Below are 17,396 nucleotides of genomic sequence, written 5' to 3'. Positions count from 1 at the left end.
TTTGCCTTTCTTTCCTCTTTCCTCTTTTTTTTTTTCTTTTTCCCCCCCCCCCCCCCCCCCCCCCCCCCCCCCCCCCCCCCCCCCCCCCCCGACAAGCCCGGGACGGCGGTCCGTCGCGCAACAACAGCCAGCGGCACCCCTGTAGGCACTTAAGGGGCGCGGGGAACTGCGCGACCAGCCCATGACGGCAGTCAGTCGCGCAACAGCCCCCAGCGGCACCCCACCAGGCGCTACAGCAGCTCCCGCAGCTTCTCCGCCAGGAGGTCCCAGCGCCACCGCTCCTCCACCCACTCCCGGCCCCGCTCCCCCATGCGCCGTCGCAACTCCGCGTCACCGAGCAGGGTGACGATCCGGTCGGCGGCGGCCTCCGGGGACCCACCCCGGACAACCCACCCCGTCTCCCCGTCGAGCACCGCGTCCGGCGCCCCGCCGGAGTCCCCGGCGACGACCGGAAGGCCGGTCGCGGAAGCCTCCAGGTAGACGATCCCGAGGCCCTCGACGTCCAGCCCGCCCCGCCGGGTACGGCAAGGCATCGCGAAGACGTCACCCGCGCCGTAGTGCGCCGGAAGTTCCTCCCACGGCACCGCCCCCGTGAACCGCACGGAGTCCGAGACCCCCGTCTCGGCGGCGAGCTTGCGCAGGTCCTTCTCGTAGGGGCCGCCCCCGACGACCAGGAGCACCGCCTCAGGCTCCCGAGCCAGAATCCTCGGCATGGCGAGGATCAACGTGTCCTGCCCCTTGCGCGGCACGAGCCGCGACACGCACACCACGACCGGCCGGTCCGTCAGGCCCAGACGGGCCCGCACGGCATCCCCGCCCGATCCCGGGTGGAAGGTCTTCTCGTCGACGCCCGGCGGAAGTTGGACCATCCGCCCGGCCGCCGCGGGCGACAACGCGGCGGCGATGCGCGAGCGCGTGTACTCGCCCAGATAGGTGATCGTGTCCGTCGACTCGCCGATACGGCCGAGCAGTTGGCGTGCGGCGGGCAGCTGCGCCCATCCCGCCTCGTGCCCGTGCGTCGTGGCGACGAGGCGCCGCGCCCCGGCCTTCCGCAGCGCGGGTGCCATCAGGCCAAGGGGCGCCGCCGCCCCGAACCACACCGACTCGCAGCCGTGTTCCCGCAGGAGCGAGACCGCGCGCCGCGTGACACGCGGGGTCGGCAGCAGCATCGTCGTGGGGTCGCGTACGACCTTGAAGGGCTGCTCCGCGTCGAAGGCGGCCGTCGCTTCGGCACCCTCGCGACCCCGCTTCCACGTGGAGGCGTAGACGACGAGCTGTTCGGGGTCCAGGCGGAGCGCCATGTTGTGCAGGAACGCCTGGATGCCACCGGGCCTGGGCGGGAAGTCGTTCGTGACGATCAGGGTCTTGTGCATCGTCGCCCGACAGTACCGAAAGCCCGCCGGAGCGCCGAACGGCCTCGCCTCCCGGCGGCCCCGCCTCTTGGCCCATTCACAGCCGCGCCCGGCATCATGGTGTACCGAACCACAATGAAGTAGCCGAAAAGGGACGTGGTGCGCGTGGCACGGACACCGACCGTCCGGGTCCTGACCGTCCGGGTCCTGACCGTCTGGGTCCTGACCAGGACCGTGCTGCTGCTCTGCGTCTTCCACGTGCTCACCGCCCCGGGTCCGGACGTGACCAGCGACGTCTCCGTCATCTACCAGGGCTGGTACGAGGTCCTGCGCACGGGCACCTTCCCCCTCGACGACGTCACCTGGCAGTACCCGCCCGCCGCCGCGCTCGCGATCCTCTCCCCCGCCCTGCTGCCCTTCCTCGGCTACACGTCGGCCTTCTTCGTGCTCGCGTTCCTCGCCGACACGCTCGCCTGCGGGCTGCTCCTGTACGCGGGCTCGCGGCCGGGCAAGTCCCTGCGGGGAGCCTGGGTGTGGGTCGTGGGCGTGGCGCTGCTCGGGCCGACCGTGTACGCCCGCTACGACGTGATGGTGACGGCCGTCGCGGTCGCCGCGCTGCTCGCGGGGGCCCGCCATCCCCGCACGATGGGGGCGCTCGCGGGGTTCGGCGCGCTGCTCAAGGTGTGGCCCGCCCTGCTGCTCATCGGCACGCCACGCGCGCGTGCCACCCTCAGTTCCTGGGGCGCGGCCCTGGCCACCGCCGTCGGCCTGACCCTCGCCTTCCTCGTGACGATGCCCGGCGCGCTCGCCTTCCTGACCTTCCAGCGCGACCGCGGCACCGAGATCGAGTCGCTCGGCGCGCTCGTCTTCCACGTGGCACGCCACTTCGGCTGGCAGGGCGACGTACAGCTCAACTACGGCTCGGTGGAGTTCCTCGGCCCGTATGTCGCGCTGGTCAGCACGGTCGCGCAGGGGCTCTCCGTGGCGGCCTTCTGCTGGCTGCTGGTGTGGCGGCTCCGCGCGCGTGCCTGGTCGCCGAGCACGGTCGCGGACGCGGCCTTCGTCGCCGTGCTGCTGTTCACGGTGACGAGCCGGGTGATCAGCCCGCAGTACCTACTGTGGCTGGTCGGGGTAGCCGCCGTGTGCCTGGCGTTTCGCGCGAGCCGCATGGTGGTGCCCGTGTGTCTGGTGCTCGCGGCCACGTTCGTCACGTTCCTGGAGTTCCCCCTCTGGTTCTCGCACGTGGTGGCGAGCGATCCGCTGGGCATCACGCTGCTCTTCGTACGCAACGGTCTGCTCGTCGCTGCGGCGCTGCTCGGCTGCCGCGGCCTGTGGCGGCAGACGGTGTCCGAACCCCGCGCCCGTGAGCGCGAGTCGGCGCCCGAGCAGGTCAGCCGAGCTCCTCGCGCAGATACGTACGCCACCGCGCCGTGAACTCCTGCTCAGTGGTGTCCAGGACGTCCTTCAGCGCGTCCTGGACCGCACCGGGCCTCTTCTTGTGCTCGCCGACCTCTTCGTAGAAGCCCGTCAGCTTCTCCTCGCCCCACCGGTCCGCGATCATCCGGCAGGCCAGCCACGACCCTTCGTACGCCTGGGCCAGCTTCCCCGCCTCGCCGCTGAAGCCGAAGGCCTCGTCATCGGGGAGCGCGCCGGGCAGTTGCTCGCGCTGGACGGCGCGGCGCAGTTCGGGAGCGGCCTGTACGGCGGTGCGGCCCGTGCCGCGGTAGCCCACCCAGTCCGCGAAGCCTTCGGAGAGCCACAGCGGGGTCGCCGGTGAGGTGCGCGCGCGGGTCGCGACATGGGCCGTCTCGTGGGTCAGGACGACCTGCTTCCCGAAGTCGCCGAGCAGGCCGTACGCCTCGGGGTTGACGATGATCCGGTCCGCGGGCGCGGCCCCGGATCCGCCCGCCTCCCCCGTGGTCACCGCCGCGATCCCCTTGTAGCCCGACGCGGGCGCCCCGAGCAGCCCGGCCATGCCGCCGAGGGACTTGGGCACCAGGACGACGACCCGCCCCGGCCACTTCCCGGGCCAGGCGTCCGAAACCAGGGGCGCCGCCCGGTCGGCGAGGTCCGCGTACCCGCGCAGCGTCTCCTCGTCCCGCTCGCCCCGCCCGATGCCGAGCACAAGGCTGTGAGCGCCCCGTACGGACGTGACGGGCCCCTGGTCCCAGAGTTGCTCCGTCGCCTTCTCGGCGGGGCGCTCAGCGGCGACGTACCACCGTCCGTCGCGCTCCTTGAGCGTGAGCGCGCGCGACGTGGTGACCGGCTCGCTGTCGTAGCCCTTGATCCGGTACCGGAGGTCCGCGGTCGCCGTGGCCCGCGTGCCACTGCGCTCGAAGGCCGTCAGGCGGTACTGCCAGGACTTCAGCGGCACCTCGCGGAGGTTGTCGTAGACGTCGGCGGCCTCGGCGTCGCGGCCCGTCGCGCGGTACGCCTTCGCGTCCCGGTCCAGCACCGCGTCCGCGCGCCGGTCGAGCAGCCTGCGCACCTCGGCGGGCGCGGCATCAGGCGCCGAGGCACCGCCGCACCCGACGAGGCCGCACCCGACGAGCAGGGCGGCACAGATCCCCGGCACCCACGAGCCACGCCCTCGACCAGCCACGTTTCAGATCGTACGGCCAGCGCGCCGCGGAGCGCCGGTCAGACCCGGGTCACCGACGACACCGGCATCATGCCGACCGGGTCGTAGCGCACGGCCGCTCCGGGGTAGGGCGCGTGCACGACCTGGCCGTTGCCCATGTACATCCCGATGTGGCTCGCGTCGTCGCGGTAGGCGACCAGGTCACCGGGCTTGGCCTGGGACAGGGGCACCTGCTGCCCGGCGTACCGCTGTGCCTGCGAGGTGCGCGGCAGGCCCACGCCCGCCTGCGCGTACGACCACTGCATGAGGCCCGAACAGTCGAAGCCGGAAGGGCCGTTGGCACCCCACACGTAGGGGCGGCCCACCGCGGAGCGTGCCGCGGCGATGGCGGCGGCGGCCCGCGACGAGGACGGCGCGGCGCTCCCGAGGTCCGGCATGTCGCCGCGTCCCGAGCGCGACGCCCTGTCGTACTGCTCCCGGTCCCGCGCGGACAGCGAGTTGAGCAGCTTGCGCGCCTTGGCGAGCTTGTGCTCGACGCCGCGCTTGTGGCGGGCCACGGCGGTGCGGCTCTTCTCCAGCTCGGCGAGTTTGCGGCCGGCCTCCGTGCGCTCCTGGTCGAGGCTGCGCTGGGCCTTCTGGAGGTCGGTCAGTTCACCGGCCTGCCGGACGCTGATGCGGTCGAGCGCCGCCGCCTTGTCCAGATAGCCGTCCGGGTCGGAGGAGAGCAGCAGGGCCAGGGAGGGATCGATGCCGCCCGAGCGGTACTGGGCTCCGGCGAGCGAACCGAGCGCGCCGCGCATGGTGTTGATGCGCTCCTGGCCGCGGGCGACGCTGTCCTTGGCCCGCGCGACCTGCCCCCGCAGGGTGTCCGCGCGCTCATCGGCCTTGTTGTACAGCTCGGTGGCCTTCTCGGCCTGCTCGAAGAGGTGGTCCACCTTGGCCTTGGTGGTGGCCGGGGTGTCGTGCGGCGCGGCGCCCGCCGGTGCGGCGCCGAGTGCCGCTGCGGCGGTGGCCGCAGCGGCCGAAAGGATGGTGACGCGCGTGCTCCGGTCCAGGCCGGACAGCGCGAGACGACGATGGGACCCCACGGGAAGCCGCTCTCCCTCCGCATGACGGACCCCCGGGCGAACCCGGGGGAAAGTCCCCCCGATCCGTCGGGGGAATGCGCGCGAGAGTATCCGTGAGATCACGTCACGGCCAAAGACCCTGCCGTGTACACACCGTGACGCCCCGCCGGAGACGCAGGTCACCGACGGGGCGCGGGGTCAGCGGGAGTTACCGGAATTCGCCCGTTCGGGCGGTACTCCCGGTCGTTTCAGATGCGGACGCCGAACTGGAAGGAGCCGATGGTGGACATCGACTCGTAGCGCACCACGGCGCCCGGCTTCGGGGCGTGAAGGACCTGGCCGTTGCCCGCGTAGAAGCCGACGTGCGCGAGGCTGTTGAAGAACACCAGGTCGCCGGGCTTCAGCTCGCCGCGGCCGATCTTCGTGCCGTCGTTCTGCTGGGTGTACGTGGTCCGGGTGATCTGCACACCGGCCTGGTTGTACGCCCACTGCGTGAGGCCGGAGCAGTCGTAGGAGTTGGGACCACTGCCCCCGGAGACATACGGCTTGCCGACCTGCGTGGCGGCGGCGCTCAGGGCGGCCTGGCCGCGCTGCGAGGCAGGGACCTCCTTGCCGAGGTCCACGCGGTCGCCGGCGTCGCGGCTCGCGCGGGTCTCCTTGGCGGCGAGGTCCGCCTTCTCCTTGGCGGTGAGGGTGTTGAGCAGCTTCTGGGCGGCGCCGAGCTTGCTCTGGACTTCCTTCTTCTTCTTGCCGAGTTCCTTGCGCGTGTCGGCGAGGTCCTTGAGCTTGTCGGAAGCCTCCTTGCGCTCCTGCGCGAGGGTCCGCTGCTTCTCCTGGACCTTCTTGAGCGCCTCGACCTGCTGGCCGCTCAGCTGGTCCATGGTCGACGCCTTGTCCAGGTAGTCGTCCGGGTCCGCCGAGAGGAAGAGCTGGACGGAGGGGTCGAGGCCGCCGGAGCGGTACTGCGCGCTGGCCATCGAACCGAGGCCGTCACGCAGGTCGTTGAGGCCCTCCTGGCCACGGGCGACCTTGTCCTGAAGCTCGCCGATCTCCTTCTCGAGCTTCTCCTGCTTCTCCTTGGCGCCGTTGTACCGGTCGGTGGCCCGGCCGGCGTCCTCGTAGAGCTTGTCGACCTTGGACTTGACCTCGTCCTTGCTCGGCTTCTCGCTCGGCGCCGCGTTGGCCGCCTGGGAAGTGAGTGCGACGGCAGCGGCGGCGGTCGCGGTGAGCACAGTCACGCGGGCGCGGCTCGGCTGCTTGGGTCGACGGTGGGACGCCACGAAGGCGGCTCCTTCTTCCTCCAGCCGCCTACCGAGACCCGGTCGGCGGGTACCACCGCTGCCACCCCGGATGGGTGATCAACCGAGCGGAGGTTCGAGGCGAGACCTTAGTGACCTCCTTGTGATCAGTTCAAATCCCGAAGGGTAAAAAGGGGGGTGCGGGGCGCATATTTTACCGATAACGCACAGGCTGTAATGATCGATTGACGCTACGTTGCGTAGTCGGCGCCTCAATTCAGGCATAGGGAACAGGAGTTACTTGCTCACCCTTTGCCACGCGAAAGCGGCGCGCGTCAGCCACCCGAGAGCGGCGTGCGTCAGCCACGCGAAAGCGGCGCGCCTCAGCCGCGTGAAAGCCCCTTGCGTCAGCCGCTGTCAGCCGCGCGAGAGCCGCTTCAGGAGCACGGCCGAAGCGACAGGGCGCGCCCCCGCCTTCGCGATCCCGTCGGCCACTTCGCGGTCGGTCGACACGACGACCACAGGGCGCCCAGGAGGCTCCGCGCGCACCAGTTGGCGGATCAGTTCGTCCGCGGTGACGCCGGGCTTGGAGAACAGCACACGCACCCCGCGCGGCGGCGCGAGCAGTACGGGCGCGGCGAGTTCGGCCCCGTCGAAGACACAGGTCATCTCGGCGCCGGTCTGCGCGGCGAGTTGCGAGAGCGAGCCGAGGAGGCGCAGCCGCTGTTTCTCCAGGGGCATCGTCGGATAGCCGGTCTTGGTGACGTTGTAGCCGTCCACGACCATGTGCGCCTGCGGCAGCGCGAGCAGCTGGTCGAGGATCGCCGGGTCGTTCTCGGAGAGCGCGCGGGCGGCGATGTCCTTCGGCGTCATCCGGCCCGGCTCGACGGCGTCCACGGTCTCGGCGGGCCGCACGGAGACGGGCGGCAGGGCCAGTTCACGGCGCAGCCCCTGGGCGGACTCCAGGACAGTGTCGAGCAGCAGGCGCACCCGCATGTCCTCGACGCTGCGCCCCTCGCGCGCCGCCCTGCGGCTCGCCTCAAGGGCCGCCTCGGTCTCGCTGAGCCGCGCCTTGAGCCGCCGGGACTCGCTCTCGGCGGCGGACAGCTGCGCCTGGCCGTCGGCGCGTGCCGCGTCGAACTCGGCGGTGGCTTTACGCAGGGCCGCCTCGCCGCGCTTGACGTCGCTGAGGGCACCGCGCAGCTTGCGATGCATCGATTCGGCTTCCTTCTTCGCCGACTCCAGCTCCGCGCGCAGCCGTTCGGTGTCGGCCTTCGTCTGGCCGCGCGCCGCGGAGAGTTCCGCGCGCAGCCGTTCGAGCTCGGCCCGCGTCTCGTCGTCCACGCGCTCGGCGTCCGCCCGCAGGGCTTCCTCGCCCGCGGCGGTCACCAGCTTCACCCAGCCGGTGGGGCGCAGTACATAGGCCGCGGCCGCCACATCGAGGGGGTCCGCGGCCGGGGGTGGTGCTCCCGCGTCCAGGGCGCCGGTGAGCTCGGGCTGCGCCTCTCTGAGACGTTCGCCGATGCGCTGGCGGAAGAGCGGGTCGCTCTCCAGGGCCGTCGCCATCGCGTTGCCCGCGAACTTCGCGCGCCGGGTCGGCGTGAAGCGGGCGTACTGCCTCAACTGTGCGGGCAGTTCGCCGACCGTGAGGCCGCCGAAGCCGTCCGAGACGATCTGGACGACCCGCCGACGCACTCCGTCCGGCAGCGGACGGTCGAGCACCTCAGCGGTGCCGTCGTCCGGCTCCCCGCTCGCGCTCTCCACCATCCGTCACCCCACTAGCTGTGCGGGCCCCGCTCCCTCAGGAGCCGGCACCCGGCCTGTCCACGAGTTCCACCTGGTCCACCGCGTTGCACCAACGGCAGCGCACCGACTCGATGGTCTCACTGACCACCTCGCGTTCCTCGATGTTCGACTCACCGGCCAGGTCGAGGTGCACATATTCGACAACCTTCGAACTGCGGGTGACGTCGAAGCGCGTGAGGTTGCCGCAGAGCGCGCAGCGCCACCGGGTGGTGTCGGTCGGCAGAGGAACCGTCATCGTGGCTGTTCGCTTTCCTTCGGAATTCCATGGTGCGTGGTGCCCGTAACCCTAAGGCCTGTAAGGGTCTCCATGCGGCGGCCTCCCACGCGGCGGGGCACTCTGTACGGTTTGCTGCGCTTACGTCATGCTCTGTTCATGATCAAGACGTGGGGTACGACGGCGGTCCGGACGCTCAGGGGGCAGTCGGCCCCGGTGACGTACGGCCTGATCGCCGTCTGCTGTCTGGTGTTCCTGATCTCCCCGATGTCCGGGTTCAATCCCACGTACGGCACCGGTGACAAGCTGCTCGCCGCCCAGCAGGCCTACTTCGAGCGCTGGGGCGTGGTCCCTTCGGAGCTGTTCAGCGGAGCGCTGCGGCCCGTGCTCGCCCCGGCCACCGCGCTCTTCGTGCACGGCAGCTGGCTGCACCTCCTGGGCAACATGCTCTTCCTCTTCGTCTTCGGGGCGATGGCCGAGGAACGGATGGGGCACTGCCAGTTCGCGCTCTTCTACCTCTGCTGCGGCTATCTCGCCCTGTTCGCCTACGCGGTCGCCCACGCGGGCTCCGACCAGACCCTGGTGGGCGCGTCGGGGGCGATCTCCGCGGTGCTCGGCGCGTTCCTGCGGCTCTTCCCGAAGGCGCGGGTCACCAGCCTCTTCCCGTTCCTCTTCTTCCTGCCGCTGCGCTTCCCCGCGTGGGTGGTGCTGCCGTTCTGGGTGGCGCTGCAGTGGCTCGCGGCCCTGCAGGGCGGGCAGGGCCCCGGTGTCGCCTATCTGGCCCATATCGTGGGGTTCTCCCTGGGCTTTCTCTACGCGTGGGTGCGGTATGTCAGAAGAAACAGGCGGGCGCGGAGCGCCTCTTTGGAAGGGCGGGGGCGGGAGACGGGAGGGCTAGAGTGAAGAAGCCAGCACCCGTCATCGAGGGAGACAGTCAGCCGTGATCACCGCGATCGTGCTCATCAAGACCAGCGTGGACCGGATCCCGGAGATCGCCGAGTCGATCGCCGCCCTCGACTGCGTCAGCGAGGTCTTCTCCGTGACCGGCACGTACGACCTGATCGCGATGGTGCGTGTCGCGCACCACGACGACCTGGCCGACGTCATCCCCGGCAAGATCAGCAAGATCCCGGGTGTGGAGGGCACGGACACGCATGTCGCGTTCCGCACGTACTCCCAGCACGACCTCGAAGCGGCGTTCGCCATCGGCCTCGACTCCTGAGCCGTCGCGGGGTGCTGAACTCGCCGGGTACCGGTCCCGCCGAGTGCCGGACGGGCGTTTCCGCATCTCGGAGCCGGTCTCGCGGCGCCCGGCCCCTTTCACCGCCTCAGGCGGCCGTGGTGTCCGGCACGCAGCGGCCTTCCTCCGTGCGGTAGTTCCAGCGCGCGCCGTCCGCCACCAGCTCCCGCACGGCGCGCACGAAACGCTCCACGTGCTCGTCGGGGGTGCCCGCGCCGAAGCTCACGCGGATCGCGTTCAGCGACTTCTCGCCGGGCGCGGCCTCGGGGGCACCGCACTCGCCCTGGGTCTGCGGGTCGCTGCCGAGCAGGGTGCGCACCAGCGGGTGGGCGCAGAAGAGGCCGTCGCGTACGCCGATTCCGTACTCGGCGGAGAGCGCGGCGGCGAAGTGCGAGCTGTTCCAGCCCTCTACGACGAAGGAGATGACGCCGACGCGCGGCGCGTCGTCACCGAAGAGCGAGAGCACCTTCACGGCGGGCACATCGGCGAGGCCCTCCTTCACCTTCGCGATGAGGTGGCGCTCGCGGGCGACGAGCTCGTCGAAGCCCGCCTCGGTCAGCGCCTTGCAGGCGGAGGCGATCGAGTACACGCCGATGACGTTCGGCGAACCGGCCTCGTGCCGCGCGGCGGTGTCGTGCCACTCCACGTCCACCCCGCCGTCCGTACGCCGCGCGACCTTGCGCGAGGCGCCGCCGCCCGCGAGGTAGGGCTCGGCCGCCCGCAGCCAGTCGGAGCGGCCCGCGAGGACGCCCGAGCCGAAGGGCGCGTACAGCTTGTGACCGGAGAAGGCGACCCAGTCGACGTCGAGCTCGTCGATGGAGACGGGGTGGTGGGGCGCGAGCTGCGCGGCGTCGAGGACGATGCGGGCGCCGTGCGCGTGGGCGGCGGCGGCGAGCTCCTTCACCGGCCACAGCTCACCGGTGACGTTCGAGGCGCCGGTCACGCAGACCAGGGCGGGCCCGTGGGGGTCGCGGTCGGCGAGAGCGCGCTCCAGGGTGGCGACGGCCTGCTCGGCGGTGCGCGGGGCGTTCAGGTACGTCACGCGGGCGTCGCGCCACGGCAGGAGCGAGGCGTGGTGCTCGGTCTCGAAGACGAAGACCTGGCAGTCGGCGGGCAGGGCGGCGGCGAGCAGGTTCAGCGAGTCGGTGGTCGAGCGCGTGAAGACGACCTGGTCGTCCTCGCGGCAGCCGAGGAACTCGGCGACCGTGGCACGGCTGTTCTCGAAGAGGTCGGTGGAGAGCTGCGAGAGGTATCCGGCACCCCGGTGCACGCTGCCGTAGTACGGCGCGTACGCGGCCACGTCGTCCCACACGCGCTGCAACGCCGGAGCGCTCGCCGCGTAGTCGAGCGCCGCGTAGGTCACTTCGCCGCCGGTGACGAGCGGCACGGTGACGTCACGGCCGAGGACGGGCAGCGGCTCGGCACAGACGGATCGGTCGGCGACAGCGGTGGGGACAGACATGGCGAACTCCCGTGGGAAGGCAGGCGAGTTCACTGCGAGGGCGCACGTACGGCGCTGCAGTGATGAAAGAAAAGGGGGGTGCGGAAAAGGGGCCGGAAAGCCCTATCGCATTCGCTTGCTCACGAGACTGCTCCCTTGAGGACCAGGACCCCAGGGGTATGACACTCATCGAGTGCGCAGGGGTCCGCGCTTGCCATACGCCTTGCTGCGTACGGCCTGGTCTTCACCCGGGGCACCCCGCCACGGACGGAGGGTTGCCGGACAGCGAGCCGGGGCCTAATCGCTGTCACTCATGACCTGCGCAGCATCTTGCCACACGATCTTCCCGGTGCACACCGCAGTCCGCGATACGGACTGCGGTGTGCGCCACACTCACGCCACGCTCACCTGTTGCTGGCCGCCACCCAGCGCTCCAGGGACTTCTTCGCGGCCCCGGAGTCGATCGACTCCGCCGCCCTGGCGATACCGGCGCCGATCTGCTCCACGAGGGTCCCCTCGCCCGGCGAGAGGGCCACCAGGGCCGCCGCCGTGTTGAGCAGCACGGCGTCCCGCACAGGGCCGCTCTCACCGTCCAGGAGGCGCAGCGCCACCTCGGCGTTGTACGAGGCGTCAGCGCCCCGCAGCGCCTCCACGGGGACCAGGTCGATGCCGACGTCCCGCGGGTCGAAGGCCTCCTCCCGCACGACGCCGTCCCGCACGACCCAGACCCGCGACGTCGCCGTGGTCGTCAGCTCGTCGAGCCCGTCGTCGCCGCGGAAGACGAGGGACGAGTGCCCGCGCTCGGCGAAGACCCCGGCCACGATGGGCGCCATCCGCGCGTCGGCGACCCCGACCGCCTGGGCCCGCACCTTGGCGGGATTGGTGAGCGGACCCAGGGCGTTGAAGACGGTCCTGATCCCCAGCTGGCTGCGCGCCCCACCGGCGTGTCGCAGGGCCGGGTGGAACTTCACGGCGAAACAGAAGGTGATCCCGGCTTCCTCGGCCACCTCGACGACCCGCTTCAGCGGAAGCTCCAGATTCACCCCGAGCTTCTCCAGGACGTCGGAGGCGCCCGAGGCACTGGAGGCGGCGCGGTTGCCGTGCTTGACGACCTTCGCACCCGCGCCGGCGGCCACGATCGCGGACATCGTGGAGATGTTGACGGTCTTGGCCCCGTCGCCGCCGGTGCCGACGATGTCGACCGTCTGGCCCGGCACCTCGATCACATTGGCGTGTTCGTACATCGTGCGTACGAGGCCGGAGATCTCCTCCACGGTCTCGCCCTTGGCGCGCAGCGCGACCACGAAGCCCGCGATCTGCGCGTCGGACGCCTCACCGCGCATGATGCGGTCCATGGCCCACGCCGTGTCATCGGTGCTCTGGTCGCGTCCCTCAAGAAGACCGTTCAGCACACCGGGCCAGGAACGGGCCGCCGCGGTGTTGCCTCCTGCGGGGGTCACAGCGCTCATCTGCCGCTCCTGGGTTCGTATAGGCGTAGGACAGGAACACCTTATCCAGCCCTGGGGACGGCAAAGAGCCCCGTCCATGCACTGGATGCAGGGGACGGGGCTCTCGCCGTGGCGACCTTGTGGTCAGTACCTCAGTACTTCAATGCCGCAGAGCGTCAGGGGATCAGTGGTGGCCGTGGCCGCTCGTGATCTCCTTGTACTCCTCGGTGGTGGGCTTGGGGATCTGGTTGTCCTCCCCGTAGTAGCCCTTGGAGAGCTTGGCCCGGAGCTTCTGCGGCCCGCTCACCTTGCGCTCGACACCGTTCTCGTCGACCGCGGGGCCGATCTCGACCGGCGCGTACTGCTCGTGCGCGGTGAGCGTGTGCAGCTGCTCCTGGTTGAGCGGCTCGTGGACCTCGATGAACTCACCGTGCGGCAGGCGCTTGATGATGCCCGACTCGCGGCCGTGCAGGACCTTGTCCTTGTCGCGCCGCTGCAGACCCAGGCAGATCCGCTTGGTGGCGATGAAGGCGAGGACCGGTGCCACGAAGAAGGCAATGCGCACGAACCAGGTGATCGAGTTGATCGACAGGTGGAAGTGCGTGGCCCAGAGGTCGTTTCCACCACCGACGAGCAGCACGAAGTACCAGGTGATCCATGCGACACCGAAGGCCGTACGGGTCGGGACGTTGCGCGGGCGGTCCAGGATGTGGTGCTCGCGCTTGTCGCCGGTGACCCAGGACTCGATGAACGGATAGACCGCGATCGCGACCAGGACCAGCGGGAAGATGATCAGCGGGATGAACACACCCAGGACGAGCGTGTGACCCCAGGCGTTGATCTCCCAGCCCGGCATGACACGGATCAGACCCTCGGAGAAGCCCATGTACCAGTCGGGCTGGGCTCCGGTGGAGACCTGGTCCGGCCGGTAGGGGCCGATCCCCCAGATCGGGTTGATCGTGGCGATCGCAGAGACGGCGACGATGACACCGAAGACCAGGAAGAAGAAGCCTCCGGCCTTCGCCATGTAGACGGGCAGCAGCGGCATGCCGACGACGTTGTTGTTCGTCTTGCCGGGACCCGCGAACTGCGTGTGCTTGTGGTAGAAGACCAGGATCAGGTGCGCCACCACGAGGCCGAGCATGATGCCCGGCAGCAGCAGGATGTGCACCGAGTAGAACCGGGCCACGAAGTCGCCGCCGGGGAACTCCCCGCCGAACAGGAACATCGAGAGGTACGTGCCCACGATCGGCACGGACAGGATCGCGCCCTGCATGAAGCGCACACCGGTACCGGAGAGCAAGTCGTCAGGGAGCGAGTAACCGGTGAAGCCGGTGAACATGCCCAGGACGAACAGCAGGAAGCCGAAGACCCAGTTGACCTCGCGCGGCTTGCGGAAGGCACCCGTGAAGAAGACGCGCATCATGTGCACGAACATCGCCGCGAGGAAGATCAGCGCCGCCCAGTGGTGGATCTGCCGGATCAGCAGACCACCGCGCACATCGAAGCTGATGTGCATGGTCGAGTTGAACGCCTCGGACATCAGCTGGCCCTGCAGCGGGATGTAGCTGCCGTGGTACTCCACCTCGTTCATCGACGGGTGGAAGAACAGGGTCAGGTACACACCCGTGAGGATGATGATGATGAAGCTGTAGAGGCAGATCTCACCGAGCATGAAGGACCAGTGGTCCGGGAAGATCTTGCGCATGTTGGCCTTGGCCAGGGAGTAGATCCCCAGGCGGCCGTCGGCCCAGTCGGCGACCCGCTCACCGGCGGGCGCCTCCTTCTTACGGTTGTCGTTCGCCGTAGTGCTCATCCGCGCTCCCAGAATGCAGGACCGACGGGCTCGGCGAAGTCGCCGAGCGCCTCGAGGTAGCCCTCTTCGTTCACGGCGATGCGCAGCTGCGGCAGCGCGTGACCGGCCGGGCCGAAGATCACTCGGGCACCGTCGGAGAGGTCGAAGGTGGACTGGTGGCACGGGCAGAGGACGTGGTGCGTCTGCTGCTCGTACAGGGAGATCGGGCAACCGACGTGGGTGCAGATCTTCGAGTAGGCGACGACACCTTCGTGCGACCACTCGAGCTCTTGCTTGTCCTTGATGTCCGCCGGCTGAATCCGGACGATCATCAGGGCCGCCTTGGCGATCTCCTTCTGGAAGTCGTGATCGTGCTCCTCCAGGCCCTCGGGCTTGGCGAAGGTCAGCGAGCCGACCTGGACGTCCGACGGACGCAGCGGCTCGTTCGTGTTCATGTTCACGAGCAGCTTGCCCTTGGACCACAGCGTGTGCCGCAGCTTGTCCTCGGGCAGCGGACCGAGGTCACGCAGCAGGACGACGCCGGAGAGCGGCACCATGGCGAGCGCGCCGAACATCGTGTTGCGGATCAGCTTGCGCCGGCCGAACTGCGACTCCGCGGCACCGGCCTTGAAGTCGGCCATGACCTTGGCCTTGACCTCGGGCTCGGCCTCGATCGGGTGTCGCTCGTCGGCGACCTCCACGTCGGACATCAGGGTGCGGGCCCAGTGGACCGCGCCCGCGCCGATGCAGAAGAGCGCCACGCCCAGGGTCATGCCCAGGGAGAAGTTCAGCGCACTGATGTGGCCGATCGGGAAGATGTAGACGCGCTTGTCGACCGGGAAGGCCACGTACGAGGCGATGAAGCCGATCGTGGCCAGCATCGACAGCGTGAACAGGAAGGCGACCGCACGCTCGGAACGCCTGGCGGCCCGCTCGTCGATGTCCTGGACACGATGCTCGTGGGGCGGAAGCCCCGGGTCGGCGAACGGGTTCTCGTCCGCTACCGCCACCGAGCCGTGCTCGGTCTCCTGCACGCTGGGCAGGTTCTCTTCTGGATTCTCTTTGCTACTCATGACTTCTTGGCCTTTGCGGTCCGAGCGGCGACCCACACGGCGACCGCGATCAGCGTGCCGAGACCGAAGATCCAGCCGAACAGGCCTTCACTGACCGGACCCAGGCCACCCAGCTTGAGACCGCCAGGGCTCTCGGTCTGTTCGCCGTTGACCGCGTCGAGGTACGCGATGATGTCCTTCTTGTTCTTCTCCGGCATCGTCGTGTCGGGGAAGGACGGCATGTTCTGCGGGCCGGTCTGCATGGCCTCGTAGATGTGCTTCGGGGAGACATCCTCCAACGAAGGGGCGAACTTGCCCTTCGTCAACGCGCCGCCCTCACCGGTGAAGTTGTGGCACTGCGCGCAGTTGGTGCGGAACAGCTCGCCACCCTTGGCGATGTCCGCCCCGTCCGGGCTGTACTGCTTCTCGGTGGGAACGGTCGGGCCCGCGCCCAGCGAGGCGATGTACGCCGCGAGCTGGTCGATCTGGGCCTGGTTGTAGATGGCCTTCTTCTTCGGCGCCTGGGCGCCCGGCTGCTGCAGCGGCATGCGGCCGGTGCTGACCTGGAAGTCGACGGCGGCTGCGCCGACGCCCACCAGGCTAGGACCGTCGGAGGACCCCTGACCGCCGGTTCCGTGGCAGCTGGAGCAGCCCACGGAGTACAGCTTCTTGCCCTCGTCGATGGCGAGGGACTGGGCGGTGTCGTCGGCCTGCGCCTTGTCCGCTGGTGCGAACGCGGCGTACAGCCCCCCGGTGGCCGCCAGCGCGAGGAGTAGGACGACGACCGCCGCCAGCGGGTGGCGTCGTCGTGCGGAGAGCTTTTTCACGGATTACCCCGGTGTCAGGATCTTCTGCGTCGATGCTTCTGGAATGAGTCGGAACGTCGGGCCCGTCGTGAGCCCGGCATCCGTTTACTTGATCATGTAGATCGTGGCAAAGAGACCGATCCAGACAACATCGACGAAGTGCCAGTAGTAGGACACGACGATGGCTGCGGTCGCCTGCTCATGGGTGAACCTCTTGGCCGCATACGTCCTGCCGAGGACCAACAGGAAGGCGATGAGCCCGCCTGTCACGTGCATGCCATGGAAGCCGGTGGTCAGGTAGAAGACCGAGCCGTACGGGTCGGACGAGAGCGAGAGGCCCTCGTGCTTGACCAGCTCGGTGTACTCGTACACCTGACCACCAATAAAGACCGCACCCATGATGAAGGTGACGATGAACCACATCCGGAGCTTCTTCACGTCACCACGCTCAGCGGCGAACACGCCTAGCTGACACGTGAGAGAGGAGAGCACCAGGATCGTGGTGTTCGTCGCCGAGAACGGGAAGTTCAGCGCGGACGCCATTTCCTTCCAGTGCTCAGGTCCTGTCACCGATCGCAGGGTGAAGTACATCGCGAAGAGGGCCGCGAAGAACATCAGCTCGGAACTGAGCCAAATGATGGTTCCGACGCTGGTGAGGTTCGGCCGATTGACCGGCGGGTGCGCGTGCCCGGTATCTACTGTCGTTGCTGTCGCCACGACCGACATTATGTCGGTCGCTTATCCCGCCCTCACCCCGGGGGGTGCCGTTCGGAGTGTCTGAGGGGTGTGTCCTGCCCGTATGGCCCATCGAAGGGCTGTCCGAACCGCTGTTGACGGGGTGTCCGGAGGAGTAGCATCCGCGCATCGGTCCCCGGCCGAATGCCCTCAACGAAGCGGAGGAACAATGCAGCCGACCGCCACGGTGCTGGTCTACAGCGACAACGCGAGCACCCGCGAGCAGGTCCGGTTGGCCACCGGACGCAGGCCGGCGACGGACGTTCCCGCGGTCGAGTTCATCGAGTGCGCGACACTGCCCGCCGTGCTGAAGGAACTCGACCGGGGCGGAATCGACGTCTGCGTCCTGGACGGCGAGGCGACGCCCGTCGGCGGCATGGGAGTCTGCCGTCAGCTCAAGGACGAGATCTTCCAGTGCCCGCCCGTGCTCCTGCTCATGGGGCGCCCACAGGACGCCTGGCTGGCCACCTGGAGCCGTGCGGAGGCGGCGGTGACCCTTCCGGTCGATCCGGTCGAGTTCGCGGGCTCTCTGGCCGCTCTGCTGCGCGACAGGCTCGCCATCCAGGCCTGACGGCACGCTCCAGGCCTGACGGCACGACAGAAGGCCCCGCACCGAGGTGC

General features: G+C 69.5%; 16 protein-coding genes and 1 riboswitch. Of the genes, 4 read left to right on the top strand and 12 right to left on the bottom strand.

What is annotated here, in order from left to right; all coding sequences use genetic code 11:
* Positions 1 to 230: 230 nt before the first annotated feature.
* Complete coding sequence (locus tag ACZ5CR_RS21095; RefSeq protein WP_468859555.1) at positions 231 to 1,373, bottom strand: glycosyltransferase family 4 protein; 1,143 nt, start codon at positions 1,371 to 1,373, stop codon at positions 231 to 233.
* A gap of 144 nt (positions 1,374 to 1,517) precedes the next feature.
* Here ACZ5CR_RS21095 and ACZ5CR_RS21090 point away from each other — a divergent pair, with 144 nt between their 5' ends.
* Positions 1,518 to 2,786: a glycosyltransferase 87 family protein gene (locus ACZ5CR_RS21090; RefSeq protein WP_468859553.1), complete on the top strand. Its 1,269-nt coding sequence runs from the start codon at positions 1,518 to 1,520 to the stop codon at positions 2,784 to 2,786.
* Here the strand turns inward: ACZ5CR_RS21090 and ACZ5CR_RS21085 are convergent.
* The 5 genes from ACZ5CR_RS21085 to ACZ5CR_RS21065 all read right to left on the bottom strand — a co-directional run bounded on the left by ACZ5CR_RS21085 (position 2,743) and on the right by ACZ5CR_RS21065 (position 8,279).
* Entirely contained in the window at positions 2,743 to 3,954 is a 1,212-nt protein-coding gene (locus ACZ5CR_RS21085; RefSeq protein ID WP_468859551.1) for a Cif family virulence factor, read from the bottom strand. The genes ACZ5CR_RS21090 and ACZ5CR_RS21085 overlap by 44 nt on opposite strands.
* 38 nt (positions 3,955 to 3,992) lie before the next feature.
* A complete protein-coding gene (locus ACZ5CR_RS21080; RefSeq protein WP_468859549.1) occupies positions 3,993 to 5,021 on the bottom strand; it encodes a C40 family peptidase in 1,029 nt (342 codons plus the stop codon).
* Between the two features lie 227 nt (positions 5,022 to 5,248).
* Positions 5,249 to 6,280 (bottom strand): C40 family peptidase, encoded by a 1,032-nt coding sequence (locus ACZ5CR_RS21075; protein WP_468859548.1) that lies wholly within the window; start codon positions 6,278 to 6,280, stop codon positions 5,249 to 5,251.
* A 375-nt stretch (positions 6,281 to 6,655) separates the two neighbouring features.
* Positions 6,656 to 8,005, bottom strand: coding sequence for an NYN domain-containing protein (locus ACZ5CR_RS21070; RefSeq protein WP_468859547.1), 1,350 nt, complete (start codon positions 8,003 to 8,005; stop codon positions 6,656 to 6,658).
* A gap of 34 nt (positions 8,006 to 8,039) precedes the next feature.
* Positions 8,040 to 8,279, bottom strand: coding sequence for a hypothetical protein (locus ACZ5CR_RS21065; RefSeq protein WP_383270441.1), 240 nt, complete (start codon positions 8,277 to 8,279; stop codon positions 8,040 to 8,042).
* A 138-nt stretch (positions 8,280 to 8,417) separates the two neighbouring features.
* Between ACZ5CR_RS21065 and ACZ5CR_RS21060 the strand changes: the two genes are divergently transcribed.
* Together ACZ5CR_RS21060 and ACZ5CR_RS21055 are read left to right on the top strand one after the other, a co-directional pair.
* On the top strand, positions 8,418 to 9,161 hold the full coding sequence (locus ACZ5CR_RS21060; protein WP_468859545.1) for a rhomboid family intramembrane serine protease: 744 nt from the start codon (positions 8,418 to 8,420) through the stop codon (positions 9,159 to 9,161).
* A 37-nt stretch (positions 9,162 to 9,198) separates the two neighbouring features.
* Positions 9,199 to 9,480: an Lrp/AsnC family transcriptional regulator gene (locus tag ACZ5CR_RS21055; RefSeq protein ID WP_389909837.1), complete on the top strand. Its 282-nt coding sequence runs from the start codon at positions 9,199 to 9,201 to the stop codon at positions 9,478 to 9,480.
* A 106-nt stretch (positions 9,481 to 9,586) separates the two neighbouring features.
* Here ACZ5CR_RS21055 and ACZ5CR_RS21050 read toward each other — a convergent pair whose 3' ends face one another.
* The 6 genes from ACZ5CR_RS21050 to ctaE all read right to left on the bottom strand — a co-directional run bounded on the left by ACZ5CR_RS21050 (position 9,587) and on the right by ctaE (position 16,766).
* Positions 9,587 to 10,960 (bottom strand): aminotransferase class V-fold PLP-dependent enzyme, encoded by a 1,374-nt coding sequence (locus ACZ5CR_RS21050; RefSeq protein WP_468859543.1) that lies wholly within the window; start codon positions 10,958 to 10,960, stop codon positions 9,587 to 9,589.
* 181 nt (positions 10,961 to 11,141) lie between these two features.
* Positions 11,142 to 11,258, bottom strand: a riboswitch (SAM riboswitch).
* An 85-nt stretch (positions 11,259 to 11,343) separates the two neighbouring features.
* The gene (gene trpD, locus ACZ5CR_RS21045; RefSeq protein WP_468859542.1) at positions 11,344 to 12,408 is read right to left on the bottom strand and encodes an anthranilate phosphoribosyltransferase; all 1,065 of its coding nucleotides are present in this window, start codon (positions 12,406 to 12,408) and stop codon (positions 11,344 to 11,346) included.
* A 163-nt stretch (positions 12,409 to 12,571) separates the two neighbouring features.
* Positions 12,572 to 14,203 carry a cytochrome bc1 complex cytochrome b subunit gene (gene qcrB, locus ACZ5CR_RS21040; protein ID WP_468859540.1) on the bottom strand — a complete coding sequence of 544 codons (1,632 nt, stop codon included), beginning with the start codon at positions 14,201 to 14,203 and terminating at the stop codon, positions 12,572 to 12,574.
* Positions 14,200 to 15,255, bottom strand: coding sequence for a cytochrome bc1 complex Rieske iron-sulfur subunit (gene qcrA, locus ACZ5CR_RS21035; protein WP_389909822.1), 1,056 nt, complete (start codon positions 15,253 to 15,255; stop codon positions 14,200 to 14,202). The genes qcrB and qcrA overlap by 4 nt, the downstream gene beginning before the upstream one ends.
* Positions 15,252 to 16,061 (bottom strand): cytochrome bc1 complex diheme cytochrome c subunit, encoded by an 810-nt coding sequence (gene qcrC, locus ACZ5CR_RS21030; protein ID WP_389909819.1) that lies wholly within the window; start codon positions 16,059 to 16,061, stop codon positions 15,252 to 15,254. Before qcrC ends, qcrA begins: the two co-directional genes overlap by 4 nt.
* 84 nt (positions 16,062 to 16,145) lie before the next feature.
* Entirely contained in the window at positions 16,146 to 16,766 is a 621-nt protein-coding gene (ctaE, locus tag ACZ5CR_RS21025) for an aa3-type cytochrome oxidase subunit III (RefSeq protein ID WP_160504601.1), read from the bottom strand.
* 178 nt (positions 16,767 to 16,944) lie between these two features.
* On the opposite strand from ctaE, the gene ACZ5CR_RS21020 reads away from it, so the two are divergent.
* On the top strand, positions 16,945 to 17,346 hold the full coding sequence (locus ACZ5CR_RS21020) for a DNA-binding transcriptional response regulator (protein ID WP_389909817.1): 402 nt from the start codon (positions 16,945 to 16,947) through the stop codon (positions 17,344 to 17,346).
* Positions 17,347 to 17,396: the final 50 nt, after the last annotated feature.

Source organism: Streptomyces sp. NPDC031274 (genome assembly GCF_055570235.1).
This window is presented reverse-complemented; position numbering and strand designations above follow the sequence as displayed.